The 15,040-nt window shown below is 64.8% G+C and carries 12 protein-coding genes; 7 read left to right on the top strand and 5 right to left on the bottom strand.

What is annotated here, in order from left to right; all coding sequences use genetic code 11:
* The first annotated feature begins 1 nt into the window (after nt 1).
* From xdhB to metH, 7 genes are all read left to right on the top strand, one after another.
* Entirely contained in the window at nt 2–2,308 is a 2,307-nt protein-coding gene (xdhB, locus tag Q5701_RS02835) for a xanthine dehydrogenase molybdopterin binding subunit (RefSeq protein ID WP_306753653.1), read from the top strand.
* Nucleotides 2,305–3,045 carry a xanthine dehydrogenase accessory protein XdhC gene (gene xdhC, locus Q5701_RS02830; protein WP_306753651.1) on the top strand — a complete coding sequence of 247 codons (741 nt, stop codon included), beginning with the start codon at nt 2,305–2,307 and terminating at the stop codon, nt 3,043–3,045. The genes xdhB and xdhC overlap by 4 nt, the downstream gene beginning before the upstream one ends.
* The gene (gene guaD / locus Q5701_RS02825) at nt 3,033–4,316 is read left to right on the top strand and encodes a guanine deaminase (RefSeq protein WP_306753650.1); all 1,284 of its coding nucleotides are present in this window, start codon (nt 3,033–3,035) and stop codon (nt 4,314–4,316) included. The genes xdhC and guaD overlap by 13 nt, the downstream gene beginning before the upstream one ends.
* Before the next feature lie 91 nt (nt 4,317–4,407).
* Nucleotides 4,408–4,863: a DUF1236 domain-containing protein gene (locus tag Q5701_RS02820; protein ID WP_306753649.1), complete on the top strand. Its 456-nt coding sequence runs from the start codon at nt 4,408–4,410 to the stop codon at nt 4,861–4,863.
* A gap of 128 nt (nt 4,864–4,991) precedes the next feature.
* A complete protein-coding gene (locus Q5701_RS02815) occupies nt 4,992–6,425 on the top strand; it encodes a mannose-1-phosphate guanylyltransferase/mannose-6-phosphate isomerase (RefSeq protein WP_306753647.1) in 1,434 nt (477 codons plus the stop codon).
* Between the two features lie 159 nt (nt 6,426–6,584).
* Nucleotides 6,585–7,628, top strand: a complete 1,044-nt coding sequence (locus Q5701_RS02810; protein WP_306753645.1) for a homocysteine S-methyltransferase family protein — start codon at nt 6,585–6,587, stop codon at nt 7,626–7,628.
* Complete coding sequence (gene metH, locus Q5701_RS02805; protein WP_306753643.1) at nt 7,621–10,335, top strand: methionine synthase; 2,715 nt, start codon at nt 7,621–7,623, stop codon at nt 10,333–10,335. Before Q5701_RS02810 ends, metH begins: the two co-directional genes overlap by 8 nt.
* A gap of 68 nt (nt 10,336–10,403) precedes the next feature.
* Here the strand turns inward: metH and Q5701_RS02800 are convergent, their stop codons facing one another.
* The 5 genes from Q5701_RS02800 to Q5701_RS02780 form a co-directional block, all read right to left on the bottom strand.
* Nucleotides 10,404–11,444 (bottom strand): ABC transporter substrate-binding protein, encoded by a 1,041-nt coding sequence (locus Q5701_RS02800; RefSeq protein ID WP_306753642.1) that lies wholly within the window; start codon nt 11,442–11,444, stop codon nt 10,404–10,406.
* A gap of 92 nt (nt 11,445–11,536) precedes the next feature.
* Nucleotides 11,537–12,259 (bottom strand): SDR family NAD(P)-dependent oxidoreductase, encoded by a 723-nt coding sequence (locus Q5701_RS02795; RefSeq protein ID WP_306753641.1) that lies wholly within the window; start codon nt 12,257–12,259, stop codon nt 11,537–11,539.
* 10 nt (nt 12,260–12,269) lie between these two features.
* Nucleotides 12,270–13,148 carry a polyphosphate kinase 2 gene (gene ppk2, locus Q5701_RS02790; protein WP_306753639.1) on the bottom strand — a complete coding sequence of 293 codons (879 nt, stop codon included), beginning with the start codon at nt 13,146–13,148 and terminating at the stop codon, nt 12,270–12,272.
* 3 nt (nt 13,149–13,151) lie between these two features.
* Entirely contained in the window at nt 13,152–14,078 is a 927-nt protein-coding gene (locus Q5701_RS02785; protein WP_306753637.1) for a homoserine O-succinyltransferase, read from the bottom strand.
* A gap of 4 nt (nt 14,079–14,082) precedes the next feature.
* Nucleotides 14,083–14,943: an ATPase gene (locus tag Q5701_RS02780; protein WP_306753636.1), complete on the bottom strand. Its 861-nt coding sequence runs from the start codon at nt 14,941–14,943 to the stop codon at nt 14,083–14,085.
* Between the last annotated feature and the right edge of the window lie 97 nt (nt 14,944–15,040).

Genomic DNA, 15,040 nt, shown 5'->3' with positions numbered 1-15,040 from the left:
GATGAAAGACGAAACCGCCATTCGCGGCCAGGCCCATCAGGACACCATCCACGACAGCGCCATCAAGCACGTCACCGGCCGCGCCGACTATACCGACGACCTGGCCGAGCCTCACGGGTTGCTGCACGCCTATCTGGGCTTGTCGCAATGCGCCCACGGGCTGATTACCGGCATGGATTTTTCGGGAACGCTGGCATCCCCGGGCGTGGTGGGCGTGCTGACGGCCGAGGACATTCCCGGCGTCAACGACGTGTCGCCCAATGGCAAGAACGACGACCCGATCTTTGCGGAACGCGAGGTTCTGTTCTGGGGCCAGCCGGTCTTTGCCGTGATCGCGGAAACCCGCGACCAAGCGCGGCGCGCGTCGCACAAGGCGCGCATCACCTATGACGTTCTGCCTCATGCGCTGGACCCGATGGCCGCGAAGGACGCGGGCATGGGCTATGTCACCGACCCGCTGACGCTGCGCCGGGGCGATGCCGACGCGGGCATGGCCGCCGCGCCCCGTCGCATCAAGGGTCGCTTCAACATCGGCGGGCAGGACCATTTCTATCTGGAAGGCCAGATCGCCATGGCCATCCCGGGCGAGGACGAGGACGTGACAATCAACGTCTCGACCCAGCACCCGTCCGAGGTGCAGCACATGGTCGCCCATGTCCTGGGCTGCCGGAACAACGCGGTCGTGGTGAACGTGCGCCGCATGGGCGGGGGCTTCGGCGGCAAGGAAACGCAGATGAACCTGTTTTCCTGCGTCGCGGCCATCGCCGCCAAGCGCTGGAACCGCGCCGTCAAGATCCGTCCCGACCGCGACGACGACATGACCGCCACCGGCAAGCGCCACGATTTCGTCGTGGATTACGAGGTGGGCTTTGACGACACCGGCAAGATCCGCGCCGTCCGGGGCGACTGGTATGCCCGCTGCGGCTTTTCCGCCGACCTGTCCGGCCCGGTGACGGACCGCGCGCTGTTTCACGCGGACAACGCCTATTACTACCCCGACGTGCGGATCAGCAGCCATCCGATGAAGACGAACACCGTCAGCAACACCGCATTTCGCGGCTTCGGCGGTCCGCAAGGGGTGATTGTCGCCGAACGGATGATCGAGGAAATCGCCTATGCCCTGGGCCGTGACCCGCTGGAAATCCGCAAGGCGAACCTCTACCAGAACGGCCAGCTGACCCCCTATCACCAGGAGGTCAACGACCAGATCCTGCCCCGCATCTTCGCCGATCTGGAGGCATCCAGCGACTATCAGGCCCGCCGCCAGGCCGTGCTGGACTGGAACGCCAAAGGCGGCGTGATCCGCAAGGGCATCGCGCTCACGCCGGTCAAGTTCGGCATCAGCTTCACCGCGACCTGGTTCAACCAGGCAGGCGCGCTGATCCATGTCTATAACGACGGCTCCATCGCCCTGAACCATGGCGGGTGCGAGATGGGGCAGGGCCTGAACACCAAGGTCGCCCAGATCGTCGCCGAGGCTTTCCAGTGCGACATCACCTGCATCAAGATCACCCGCACCACGACGGAAAAGGTGCCCAATACCTCGGCCACGGCGGCGTCCTCGGGGACGGACCTGAACGGCATGGCGGCGCTGGACGCGGCCGAGCAGATCAAGGCCCGGCTCGTCGAATTCGTGGCCGAACGCTGGCAGCAGCCGCGCGAGGACGTCCGGTTCGTCCCCGGCCATATCCGCGCGGGCGACCACATGATCCCCTGGAACGACGTGATCGCGGCGGCCTATATGGCGCGGATCCACCTGTCGGCGGCGGGTTTCTACAAGACGCCGAAGATCCATTGGGACCGCGCGACGGGGCGGGGGCGGCCTTTCTATTACTATGCCTATGGCGCTGCGGTGTCCGAGGTGTCGGTCGATACCCTGACCGGAGAATACGTCATCGACCGCACCGACGTGATCCACGACGTGGGCCGGTCGCTGAACCCGGCGCTGGACAAGGGCCAGGTCGAGGGCGCCTTTGTCCAGGGCGCAGGCTGGCTGACGACCGAGGAATTGTGGTGGGATGACAAGGGACGGCTGCGCACCCATGCGCCGTCGACCTACAAGGTGCCGCTGGCATCCGACCGCCCGCGAATCTTCAACGTCAGCCTTGCCGACTGGTCCGAGGCGACCGAGCGCACCATCAAGCGGTCCAAGGCCGTGGGCGAGCCTCCCTTCATGCTGGGCATCAGCGTCTTCGAGGCGATCAACATGGCCGTTGCGTCCTTCAGCGGTTACCGCGAACCGGCCCGCCTGGACGCCCCCGCCACGGCCGAGCGCGTGCTGATGGCGATTGAGGCGCTGCGGGGATGATCCGGGTCCGGGTCATATCGGCCCTCGGGTCCACGCCACGCGATGCGGGGGCCGAGATGTTCGTCGGCCCCGATCGCGTGGAAGGCACCATCGGCGGCGGCCAGCTGGAATACATGGCCATCGACCGCGCGCGAGCCATGCTGGCGTCAGACGAGGCCGAGGCCCGCATGGACATTCCCCTTGGCCCTGAGATCGGGCAATGCTGCGGGGGACGCGTGGTCCTGCAACTGGACCGCCATGGCCCCACGCCCGAGGATCATCCCGATGTGCTGGTCTTTGGCGCGGGCCATGTCGGGCGCGCGCTGGCGCAGGCCCTGCATACCCTGCCGGTCAACCCCCTGCTGATCGACCAACGTCCCGAGGAACTGGCCCAGGCTGCGCCCGGCATCGAAACACGCCTGACCCCCTTGCCCGAGGCCGAGATCCGCGCCGCCCGCCCTGGCAGTTCCGTGGTGATCCTGACCCATGACCACGCGCTCGACTTCCTGCTGGCGGCCGAGGCACTGGCGCGGCACGACCTGCCCTATGTCGGCATGATCGGCAGCGCCACCAAGCGTGCGCAGTTCAGCCGCTTTGCCCGCGAACGGGGCCTGGACCCTGCGCCCTTGATCTGCCCCATCGGCGCGGGCTTCACCCATGACAAGCGCCCGGCCGTCATTGCCGCCTTCACCGCCGCCGAACTGATCGCGCGGCTGACCGTCAATTCTTCTTCACGAAAATATCCATGCAACAGCTGATCCGGGGCCGCGTTCTGGGCTTCCATGCCGACCCACAGGACACCGACGCCAACCACCGCTACCTCGAGGACGGCGCGATCCTGGTCGAGGATGGCCGCATCCTTGCCGTGGACGACTACACGGCCTTGGCGCGCCCCGACCTGGCGGAAATCGACCATCGCCCGCACCTGATCCTGCCGGGCTTCATCGACACGCATATCCATTTCCCGCAGCTGCAGGTGATCGCCAGCTGGGGCGCGCAGCTTCTGGACTGGCTGAACACCTATACCTTCCCCGAGGAGGCGCGCTTTCGCCAGCAGGGCCATGCCCCCGCCATGGCCGACGCTTTTCTGAACCTGCTGACCGACCACGGCACGACCACCGCCGTTGCCTTCTGTTCCGTTCACAAGGAATCCGCCGAGGCGCTGTTTTCCGCAGCCCACGCCCGGAACATGGCAATGGTCGCGGGCAAGGTGATGATGGATCGCAATGCCCCGCCCGAGGTGCTGGACACGCCCCGGCAGGGATACGACGACAGCAAGGCCCTGATCGACCGCTGGCACGGAACGGGGCGCCAGCGCTACGCGATTACCCCGCGCTTTGCCATCACCTCGACCCCCGAACAGATGGAGATGGCGGGAGCGCTGGTGCGCGAACATCCCGATTGCCATGTCCAGACGCACCTGTCGGAAAACCTGGACGAGATCGACTTCACGCTGAGCCTTTATCCCCAGGCCCGCGATTACCTGGACATCTATGAAACCTATGGCCTGCTGTCCGACAAGCTGCTGCTGGGCCATTCCATCCATCTGCGCCCGCGAGAGATCGCGCGCATGGCCGAAACCGGCAGCCGGGCGGTGTTCTGCCCGACCTCGAACCTGTTCCTGGGATCCGGGCTGTTCGACGAGGCAGGGCTGCGGGCAGCGGGCGTGGTCAGCGGCATCGCCACCGATGTCGGCGGCGGCACCAGTTATTCGATGCTGCAAACCCTGAACGAAGGCTACAAGATCCTGCAACTGCGCGGGCAAAAGCTGACACCGCTGTCGGCCTTTCACTGGATCACGCGGGGCAATGCCCTGGCCCTGGGCATGGAGGATCAGATCGGCACACTGGCGCCCGGCAGCATGGCGGATCTGGTGGTGCTGGACGCCCGCGCCACGCCCGCGATGGCGCTGCGCATGGAACGGGCTGAAACGCTGGAACAGGAACTGTTCGTGCTGCAGATCATGGGCGACGACCGCAGCATCCGCCAGACCTATGTGGCGGGTAAGCCGATGAAGAAACATGGTTAATGCCGTGGCGTCACGGCAATAATCCGTGATCGTCGGGAACTTCGACGCCGGTTTCCGAATTTTACACGCAGATACGGAAATGGAGATCACGATGAAAACCCTTCTGACCATGACCGCAGTGGCGACGCTTGCAGCGGGCGCCAGCTTTGCCGAAACGACCATCGTTCAAACCCAGCCTTCGACCTCGGTGACGCAGGTCGAAAGCGACCCGAACACCACCGGCGGCGGCGCCCTTGGCGGCGCGGCGACCGGTGCAATCGCTGGCGCGGCGGTTGGCGGCCCGGTTGGTGCGGCCATCGGCGGCGTCGCAGGTGCTGTCATGGGCGACGTCAGCGAAGACGCGCTGACCCCCGAAACCCGCACCTATATCATGGAAAACCGCACCGAGTCCGTTGTTCTGGACGGCGAGCTTGCGGTTGGCACCGTTGTGCCGGAAACGGCGACGATCCAGACGGTGCCGAACTCGACCGTGCAATACGTCTATGTCAACGACCGCCCCGTCGTGGTCGAGCCCGAGACCCGCAAGGTCATCCACATCTACGAATAAGCGTAGGGGCTTGTCCCCGCGCTGCAGGCCGGTCCTTCGGGGCCGGCCTTTTCATATGTGCGGGCTTTTCTCAGCCCACGGCGCAGGCTATCCCTTGCGTAACAAGACCGGCCGCAAGGGACAGCTACATGACCAAGATCACCCCCGTCCTGATGGCAGGCGGATCGGGAACCCGCCTGTGGCCCGTGTCCCGCAAGAGCTTTCCCAAGCAGTTCGCCCCCTTGATGGGGGACCAGACCCTGTTCCAAGCCTCGGCCCGCAGGCTGGCAGGACCGGACTTTGCCGATCCCGTGGTGATGACGAACGCGGATTTCCGCTTTATCGTGGCCGAGCAACTGGAACAGGCCGGCATACGCCCGGGCGCCATCGTGATCGAGCCGTCGGGCCGCAACACCGCCCCCGCGATCCTGGTCGCCGCGCTGATGGTCGCGGCGAAAGATCCCGAAGGGCTGTTGCTGGTCGCCCCCTCCGACCATGTGATCCCGGACGAGGCGGCCTTTGGGCGTGCCGTGCGGCAGGGCGCGGGACCGGCGGCCGAGGGGCGGATCGTCACGTTCGGCATCACCCCCGACCGGCCCGAGACCGGCTATGGCTATCTGGAACTGGCGGGCCAGGGCGACGGCCCTCAGCCCTTGGCCCGCTTTGTCGAAAAGCCCGATGCGGCGACGGCGGCGCAGATGCTGGCACAAAGCAATTTCCTGTGGAACGCAGGCATCTTCCTGTTCAAGGCCAGCATCATGGTTGACGCCTTTCGCGCCCATGCGCCGGAATACCTGTCCCCCGTGCTGGCTGCCCTGGACGACGCCAAGGACGACATCGGCTTTCTGCGGCTGGCCAAGGGGCCTTGGGACAGCCTGCCCGACCAGTCCATCGACTATGCGGTGATGGAAAAGGCCGGCAACCTGACCGTGGTGCGCTTTTCCGAACGCTGGTCCGACCTGGGGGGCTGGGACGCCGTCTGGCGCGAGGCCTTGCTGGAGGAACCCTCGGACACCGGGGTGGTGACGGACGGCAATTCCACCGCGATCGACTGCCACGACGTGCTGCTGCGGTCGGACAGCGACGACTTGCAGGTCGTGGGGATCGGCTTGACGGATGTCATGGTCGTCGCGACATCGGACGCGGTGCTGGTGGCCGACAAAAGCCGCGCCCAGGACGTGCGCCACGCCGTCACCGCGCTGAAGGCCAAGGGCTGCAAGCAGGCCACGGCATTCCCGCGCGATCACCGCCCCTGGGGCTGGTTCGAGACACTAGCCCTGGCCGACCGTTTTCAGGTCAAGCGCATCGTCGTGAAGCCAGGCGCGGCCCTGTCGCTGCAAAGCCATGTGCATCGGTCCGAACACTGGATCGTCGTGTCGGGCACAGCCAAGGTGACGGTCGATGACAAGGTGACGCTGGTGACGGAAAACCAGTCGATCTATGTGCCGCTGGGCGCCGTTCACCGGATGGAAAACCCCGGCAAGGTGCCCATGGTCCTGATCGAGGTGCAGACCGGCAGCTATCTGGGCGAAGACGACATCATCCGATACGAGGATGTCTATGCCCGTAACAGCGCCGAGTGAGCGATAAGCCGGGGGCGCTTCGCCCCCCGGACCCCCCGAGGATATTGAAGCCAAGGTAAAAGAGATATGCCGCGCTTTCATAATCTTCTGTAGGATTATGAATTTGCCGTTGCGCGCCCCTGTCGCTATAGCTGCGCCTTCCTGGCAAGGGTTGACACAATGACCGGCAGACTTTCCCGATCCCCCGCCTTCGCGGCGCTTGACGCGGCTGCGGCCGAACGGATCCTGATCCTGGACGGGGCGATGGGCACGCAGATCCAGCAGCTTCGACTGGCCGAGGACGATTATACGGGCCGCGGGTCGGGCCATGCCTGCCGCCATCATTCCGATCATCCCCAGCAGGGCAACAACGACCTGCTGATCCTGACCCAGCCCCAAGCGGTCGAGGAGATCCATTACCGCTATGCCATGGCGGGCGCGGATATCGTCGAAACCAACACCTTTTCCGCCACCACCATCGCCCAGGCCGATTACGGGATGCAGGAGGCCGTCCACGACCTGAACGTCGAGGGCGCGCGCATCGTGCGCCGGGCGCTGGACCGCGCAACCGCGCAGGACGGGCGGCCGCGTTTCGTCGCGGGTGCCATCGGGCCGACGAACCGCACCGCGTCCATCAGCCCGGATGTGAACGACCCCGGATACCGCGCCGTCACCTTTGACGATCTGCGCACAGCCTATCTGCAACAGGCACTGGGCCTGATTGAAGGCGGCGCCGACATCCTGCTGATCGAAACGATCTTCGACACGCTGAATGCCAAGGCCGCGATCTTCGCCTGCATCCAAGCGATGGAAGCGCACGGGCAGGCCTTGCCGCTGGTGATTTCGGGGACGATCACCGACGCATCCGGGCGCACGCTGTCGGGGCAGACGCCCACCGCCTTTTGGTATTCGGTCCGCCATGCCCGGCCCTGGTCGGTGGGCCTGAACTGCGCGCTTGGCGCATCGGCCATGCGTCCGCATCTGGCGGAACTGGCGGGCGTGGCGGACACAAACATCTGCGCCTATCCCAACGCCGGCCTGCCCAATGCCTTTGGCCAATATGACGAAGGCCCCGGCGATACCGCCGTGCAGGTTGCCGAATTCGCGCGCGAAGGCTTGGTCAACGTCGTCGGCGGCTGCTGCGGCACCACGCCCGACCACATCCGCGCCATTGCCGAGGCTGTTGCGGCTTATGCCCCCCGAAAGGTTCCGGAATATGCTTGAACGTCACTTGCGCCTGTCGGGCCTAGAACCCTTTGTCCTGACGCCCGACATTCCCTTCGTGAACATCGGCGAACGCACCAACGTCACCGGGTCTGCCCGCTTCCGCAAGTTGATCACCAACCGCGATTATGCCGCAGCCCTGGAGGTTGCGCGCGATCAGGTGGAAAACGGCGCGCAGATCATCGACATCAACATGGACGAAGGGCTGATCGACAGCCGTGCCGCCATGGTCGAATACCTGAACCTGCTGGCGGCCGAACCCGACATCGCCCGCGTTCCGGTGATGATCGACAGTTCCAAATGGGAGGTGATCGAGGCGGGCCTGCAATGCGTCCAAGGCAAGCCAGTCGTCAATTCCATCAGCATGAAGGAAGGCGAGGAGCAGTTCCGCCATCAGGCCCGCCTCTGCCTCGCCTATGGCGCGGCGGTCGTGGTCATGGCCTTTGACGAACAGGGACAGGCCGACACCTGCGCCCGCAAGATCGAGATCTGCACGCGGGCCTATGAAATCCTGACCGAGGAAGTGGGCTTCCCGCCCGAGGACATCATCTTCGACCCCAACATCTTCGCCGTGGCGACGGGGATCGAGGAGCACAACAACTATGGCGTCGATTTCATCGAGGCCACCCGCTGGATCCGCCAGAACCTGCCCCACGCCCATGTCTCGGGCGGGGTGTCGAACCTGTCCTTCTCGTTCCGCGGCAACGAGCCCGTGCGCGAAGCGATGCACGCTGTGTTCCTGTATCATGCGATCCAGGCGGGCATGGACATGGGCATCGTGAATGCGGGGCAGCTTGCCGTTTATGACGCGATCGAAGCGGATCTGCGCGACGCCTGCGAGGATGTGGTCCTGAACCGCCGCCCCGATGCCACCGAACGCCTGCTGGAGATCGCCGAACGCTTCAAGGGCGAAGGCGGGCAGAAGGCACGCGAAAAGGATCTGTCCTGGCGCGAATGGACCGTCGAAAAACGGCTGGAACACGCGCTGGTGAACGGCATCACCGAATATATCGAGGCCGACACCGAGGAAGCACGCCTTCAGGCCGAACGCCCGCTGCACGTCATCGAAGGCCCGCTGATGGCGGGGATGAACGTGGTGGGCGACCTGTTCGGCGCGGGCAAGATGTTCCTGCCGCAGGTGGTGAAATCCGCCCGTGTGATGAAGCAGGCGGTCGCCGTCCTTCTTCCCTATATGGAGGAGGAAAAGCGTCTGACCGGCGGCACTGAACGGCAGGCGGCGGGCAGGATCCTGATGGCGACGGTCAAGGGCGACGTTCACGACATCGGCAAGAACATCGTCGGCGTGGTCCTGGCCTGCAACAATTATGAAGTGATCGACCTGGGGGTCATGGTCCCTGCGCAGAAGATCCTCGAGGTCGCGAAGGAACGGCAGGTCGATGTGATCGGCCTGTCCGGCCTGATCACGCCGTCCCTGGACGAGATGGTCCATGTCGCCTCGGAAATGGAACGCGAGGGCTTCCATGTGCCCCTGCTGATCGGCGGCGCCACGACCTCGAAAATCCACACGGCGGTCAAGATCGCGCCGCGCTATCACCAGGGCGCAGCCGTCTATGTCACCGATGCCAGCCGCGCTGTTGGGGTGGTGTCGTCCCTGCTGTCGCCCACCCAGCAGGCGGGCTATGTGGACGGGATCCGCGCCGAATACCTGGAAGTTGCGGAACGCCACGAACGGGCCGAGGCTGCGAAGCAGCGCCTGCCGCTGGTTGCGGCGCGGGCCAATGCGCTGAAGGTGGACTGGTCCGGCTACCGCGCCACTGTCCCGCAGTTCACCGGCCCCCGGATCGTCGAAGACTGGGATCTGGCGGAAATCGCGCGCTATATCGACTGGACGCCGTTCTTCCAAACCTGGGAGTTGAAGGGCGTCTATCCCCGCATCCTTGACGATGAAAAGCAGGGCGAGGCCGCTCGCGCCTTGTTCAAGGAAGCGCAGGAGATGCTGGCCCGCATCATCGACGGCAAGTGGTTCAACCCCCGCGCAGTGCTGGGCTTCTGGCCTGCCAACGCGGTGGGCGATGACATCCGCCTGTTCACGGGCGAGGACAGGTCGAAGCCGCTGGCAACCCTGCACACCCTGCGCCAGCAGGTGACGAAGCGCGGCGACCGCCCGAACGTGGCGCTGTCCGATTTCGTGGCGCCCGAGGGCCGGCCTGATTATGTCGGCGGCTTCGTCGTCACCGCCGGTCCCGAGGAATCCGAGATCGCGGCCCGCTATGAACGCGCGAATGACGATTATTCCGCCATCATGGTCAAGGCCCTTGCCGACCGCATCGCCGAGGCCATGGCCGAGATGCTGCACGAACGCGTCCGCAAGGAATTCTGGGGCTATGGCGCGGACGAAACCTTCAAGCCGCAGGATCTGATCGGAGAGCCCTACAAGGGCATCCGCCCCGCGCCCGGCTATCCCGCGCAGCCCGACCATACCGAAAAGCTGACCTTGTTCCGCCTGCTGGATGCCGAGGCCGCGACCGGGGTGCGGCTGACGGAAAGCATGGCGATGTGGCCGGGGTCGTCGGTGTCCGGCCTTTATATCGGGCATCCCGACAGCTATTACTTCGGCGTGGCGAAGATCGAGGAAGACCAGGCCCGCGACTATGCCGCGCGCAAGGGCATGGACCTGTCCGAGGTCGAACGCTGGCTGGCGCCGATCCTGAACTATATCCCACGCAAAAAGGACGAGGCTGCCTAAGCCCCGTCCTTTCTTCTTCATCTAAATATCCCAAGGGGGTGCGGGGGACTGGTCCCCCGCCTTTCCGCCTAGAACCCGGCCTTGATCTTCTCGAACTCGGCCAGCTGCTTTTCGCGCTGCGCCGGATCGTTCGGGGTCTGCGCCAGGATCGGGGCGTCGATCTCGCCCAGACCTTCCTTTACGGCAGGCTCCTCGGCAATGGTCGCCATCGCCTCGGTCGAGGTATGCCCATAGCCGATCGTGTCCAGCAGCGCCTTGCCCGCCGAAGGCTCCAGCCAGGCGTTGATGAAGTCATAGGCCTTTTCCTCGTTGCCCGGCCCGTTCTTCAGGTTGATATAGCCGCAAAAGAAGGTGGACGATCCTTCCTTTGGCGCCCGCTGGAAGCCCACCGGATAGTTGTCGGCTTGCAGATAGACGACGCCGTCGTTCCAGGACCAGGCGATGTCCACCGCGCCGGACGCCATCAACTGGGCCTGTTCCGACGGATCGGCCCAATAGGCCGCGACGTTCTGATGCGCCTGGCGCAGCCAATCGGCCGCGGCGGCGAATTGTTCGTCGGTCACGTCCGTCCAGTCGGTCGTCCCGGTCGCCAGATAGGCAAGCGCCCAGACATCGTCCGACGAATCCGGCAGGGACGTGCGGCCCTGGTATTTGGGGTCGGTGAAGACCTGCAGGGTGGACACGTCCTCGGCCGGGACCGTCTCGGTGTTATAGGCGATGGCGGTCGCGCCCCAGTCGGTCGGGATGAACCACACGCCCTGGTCATCCTTGAACACCTCGGATTCCAGGAACTCGGGCGCGATCTTGTCGAAATTCGGGATTTTCGACGTATCCCAAGGCTCGATCAGTCCGGCATCGCGGTATTTGCTGACCATCTGACTGCAGGGATGGGCCACATCGGCCTGAAACCCCGAGGCGACCTTCTGGAACGCCTCGTCGTCGTCGCCGTAAAAGGCATAGGTCGGGCTGTCGCCATGCTTGTCCACATAGCCCTGGAAGATCGACGGTTCCTCGAACCCTGCCCAGTCGAAGACGGTCAGTTCCGGGTCCGCCGCAAGGGCGGGCAGGGCGATGGCAGAGGCAAGGGCGGTAGTTGTCAGCAAGCGCATGAAATCGGCCTTCCTGTTGGGCGGTTTGACCAAACGCTAACGGCCGCGAAACCCTCGCGCAAGGGCATCGCGCGGCTCTCAACGACCGGTGATCACCGCATCCGCAGGGCGCCGTCCAGGCGGATCACCTCGCCGTTCAGATAGGCGTTTTCGACAATATGCGCGGCCATGCGGGCAAATTCCCGTGGATCGCCAAGCCGGGGCGGGAAGGTGACCTCGGCCGCAAGCCCGTCCTGCACGTCGGGCGGCAGCCCGCGCAGCATCGGCGTGGCAAAGATGCCCGGTGCGATGGCGCAGACCCGGATCCCCAGGCCCGCCAGATCGCGCGCAAGCGGCAGGGTTATGCCCGCGATTGCCGCCTTGGATGCGGCATAGGCGGCCTGGCCCTTTTGCCCGTCAAAGGCCGCGACGGATGCGGTGTTGACGATCACGCCATTCTCGGTCCGCCCGTTCCGGGCCATTTCCGCTGCCGCCAGCCGCAGGACATTGAAGCTGCCGATCAGGTTCACGTCGACCACGCGGCGAAAGGCGTCCAGGTCATGCGGTCCGTTCCGCCCGACCGTCCGTTCGCCAATGACCACGCCCGCGCAGTTCACGCAGATGTCGATCCCACCCATGCGATCCACGGCCTGCGCAATGGCCGCAGCGGTGCTGTCGGCCGAAGTCACGTCGGCCTGGACGTGGTTGGGATCATCCCCCGCGTCCCGGTCCAGGATGACCACGGTGGCGCCTTGTTCACGGAACCATGCCGCGGTCGCGGCGCCCAGGCCCGACGCGCCGCCGGTGACAATGGCCCGGCTGTTTCGCAGTTCCATCGGTCCCTCCTTACCGGTCCAGCAATTCCGGCCCGCCGGTGATGGCGGGGTCGGCGACACCGATCTGATCCATGTCTTTGCACGCAAAATCCACTGCGCCCAGGATCGTCTGGATCGCGGCCAGCCGCGCGCGTCGCTTGTCGTCGGACCGGATCACGGTCCAGGGCGCGATGGGCGAATGCGACAGGTTCAGCGTGTCGCGGATCGCGGCGGTGTAATCGTCCCATTTCGCCAGCCCGTCCACATCGATCCGGGAAAGCTTCCATTGCTTCAGAGGATCGGATTCCCGGTCCAGAAAGCGGCGCATCTGTTCGGCGCGGCCCACATTCAGCCACAGCTTGACCAGGATGATCCCGTCATCGACCAGGGTTTGTTCAAAGCCTGGCAACTGGCGGAAAAAGGCGTTGCGCTGCTGTTCGGTCGAAAAGCCGAAGACGCGCTCGACGATGCCGCGATTATACCAGCTTCGGTCGAACAGGGTTATTTCCCCTGCGGCGGGCAACCAGTCCACATAGCGTTGGAAATACCACTGACCCGCCTCGCGTTCGGTCGGGGTGGGCAGGGCGACGATACTGGCGGATCGGGGATTCAGGTTTTCGCGGGTGCGTTCGATGGTGCCGCCCTTGCCGGCGGCGTCGCGCCCCTCGAACAGCACGACCAGCCGCTTGCCGGTCGCCACCACGTCCCCCATCATGCGCACCAGTTGCAGCTGCAACTGGTCCATCTGCGCCTCGTAGATCTTCTTGTCCAGTTCCCGGCGATAAGGATAGGTCGGATCCAGGATGCCGTCCTTGTCCGCGCCCTCCACCAGCTTCCTGATGTCCTTGGGTGCGGCCTTCAAGGCCTCGGTGATCTTGCCGACCAGGGGAAGGTCCGGGGTTTGGGCCATGTCCTATCCTTCGCCGATGCGGTTCAGATCGTATTGGGTCGTCTGATAGATCTCGTTGATCCAGTTACCGTAAAGCAGATGCGCATGGCTGCGCCAGCGGTTCGACGGCGCGCGGGCCGGATCGTCGTCGGGATAATAGTTCGACGGCACGTTGATCAGCCTGCCCGCAGCCACGTCGCGATCGTATTCTTCCTTGAGCGTGGTGCTGTCGTATTCGAAATGGTTGAAGACATACAGCGCGCGGTGGCCCGGATCCTCCAGCAGGCAGGGACCGCACTGGTCGCTGGCCAGCAGGGTGCGCAGGGCAGGGCGGGCGTCCACGTCGGGCTGGCGCACCTCTGTCCAGCGGCTGACGGGGACCAGCACATCGTCCGAGAACCCCCGCAGATAGGGGGACGCAGGGGCCTGGTTGTGGTGGCGGAAGCAGCCGAATGCCTTGTGGTCCAGGGGGTGCTTTTCAAGCCGGTGGAAATGCCAGGCCATCGCCATGCCGCCCCAGCAGACGCCGAAGGTGGAATGGACATGGCTTTGCGTCCAGGCGAACACCTGGGTCAGTTCGTCCCAATAGGTCACGTCCTCGAAAGGAAGCTTTTCGACCGGTGCGCCGGTGATCAGAAGGCCGTCGAATTTCTCGCCCGTGGCGGCAACATCGCGGAAGGGACGATAGAAGCTTTCCATATGGTCGGCGGCGGTGTTGCGGCTTTCATGGTCGGACATGCGGATCAACTGAAAGTCGATCTGCAGGGGCGTGGCGCCGATCAGCCGCGCGAACTGGTTTTCGGTCTGGATCTTCTTGGGCATCAGGTTCAGCAGCGCGATGCGCAGCGGCCGGATGTCCTGCGTCGCCGCCCGGCCCGGAGACATGACCATCACGCCTTCGTCCGACAGGATGCGATAGGCGGGCAGGTTCTCGTTCAGGGTGATGGGCATGGGTTCATTCCTTGCGGTCGATGGCGCGTGCGATCAGGCGGTCGAAATCGGCGGGGGTTCGGACTTCGGCCACTTCCTCGGCCAGGATGGTGACGCCGCGCCGCGCCATGGCTTCGTATCGCGGCTGGCGGTGGGCCAGGGCGCGGGCATAGGTCCACCGGATGAAGTCGTCGGGATTGACCTCGTCCCCGTCCAGGCCCTTTTCCACGCGATAGGCGATCCAGGCCTTTTCCAGGAATTCAGGCTGGTAATACATGGGCTTGGGTGCGCGGTCGAAGCGGCGGACCAGTTCGGCGGTATGGGCATCCGACCCCTTGATCCAGACCATCAGCAGGTCGCGTTCCAAGGCCTGCAGGACCGGATCGGCGGGATCGTCGGGGTCCACGACCTCGCAGATGGACCCGCCGCTGTCGCAGACGAAATGCGGGATGGCATAGATGTCGCGGGCGCGGGTCATGAAATGGCGCGTGTCCAGAAGGGCTGCGATTTCCGCACGGCGGTGCTGGTTCTGGCGCAGGCAGTATTCGTCAAAGGGCAGCCCCCCGCGCGACGGGCTGCCGGGCTTGCCCAGATAGGTGGACAGCGGCGCCAGGTTGTCAAAGGTGATGTTGCTGGCGACATAGATGCTGTCAGACAAGAGCAGTTCCCGCAGGAAAGGAACCTTCATCGCCTCGCGCTTGAAGTTGTCGGCGATGAATTCGCCCATGTAGCGGGTGCCGATCCGGTAATCGACGCTATAGTGGAACCAGTCGCCCGCTTCGCGCAGCATATTGGCCAGATAGGTTTTGCCCAGGCCCGACATCCCGAACAGCACAATGCGCTTGGCGCTTGTCCCCAGCCATTCGCCGCCGCTGCCATAGATCATCGGATGCCCCTTTGTTTCGGGCGCATAGGTAATGCGCAGGATGCCGAAAGCAAAGGCCCCGCCGAAGCGGGGCCTTGCCGGTGCCGCACTGCTGCGG

The organism is Paracoccus actinidiae (assembly GCF_030863885.1).
In the GTDB taxonomy this organism is placed as follows: domain Bacteria; phylum Pseudomonadota; class Alphaproteobacteria; order Rhodobacterales; family Rhodobacteraceae; genus Paracoccus; species Paracoccus everestensis.
The sequence above is the reverse complement of the archived record's forward strand: the minus strand, read 5'-3'. Positions and strand labels throughout refer to the sequence as shown.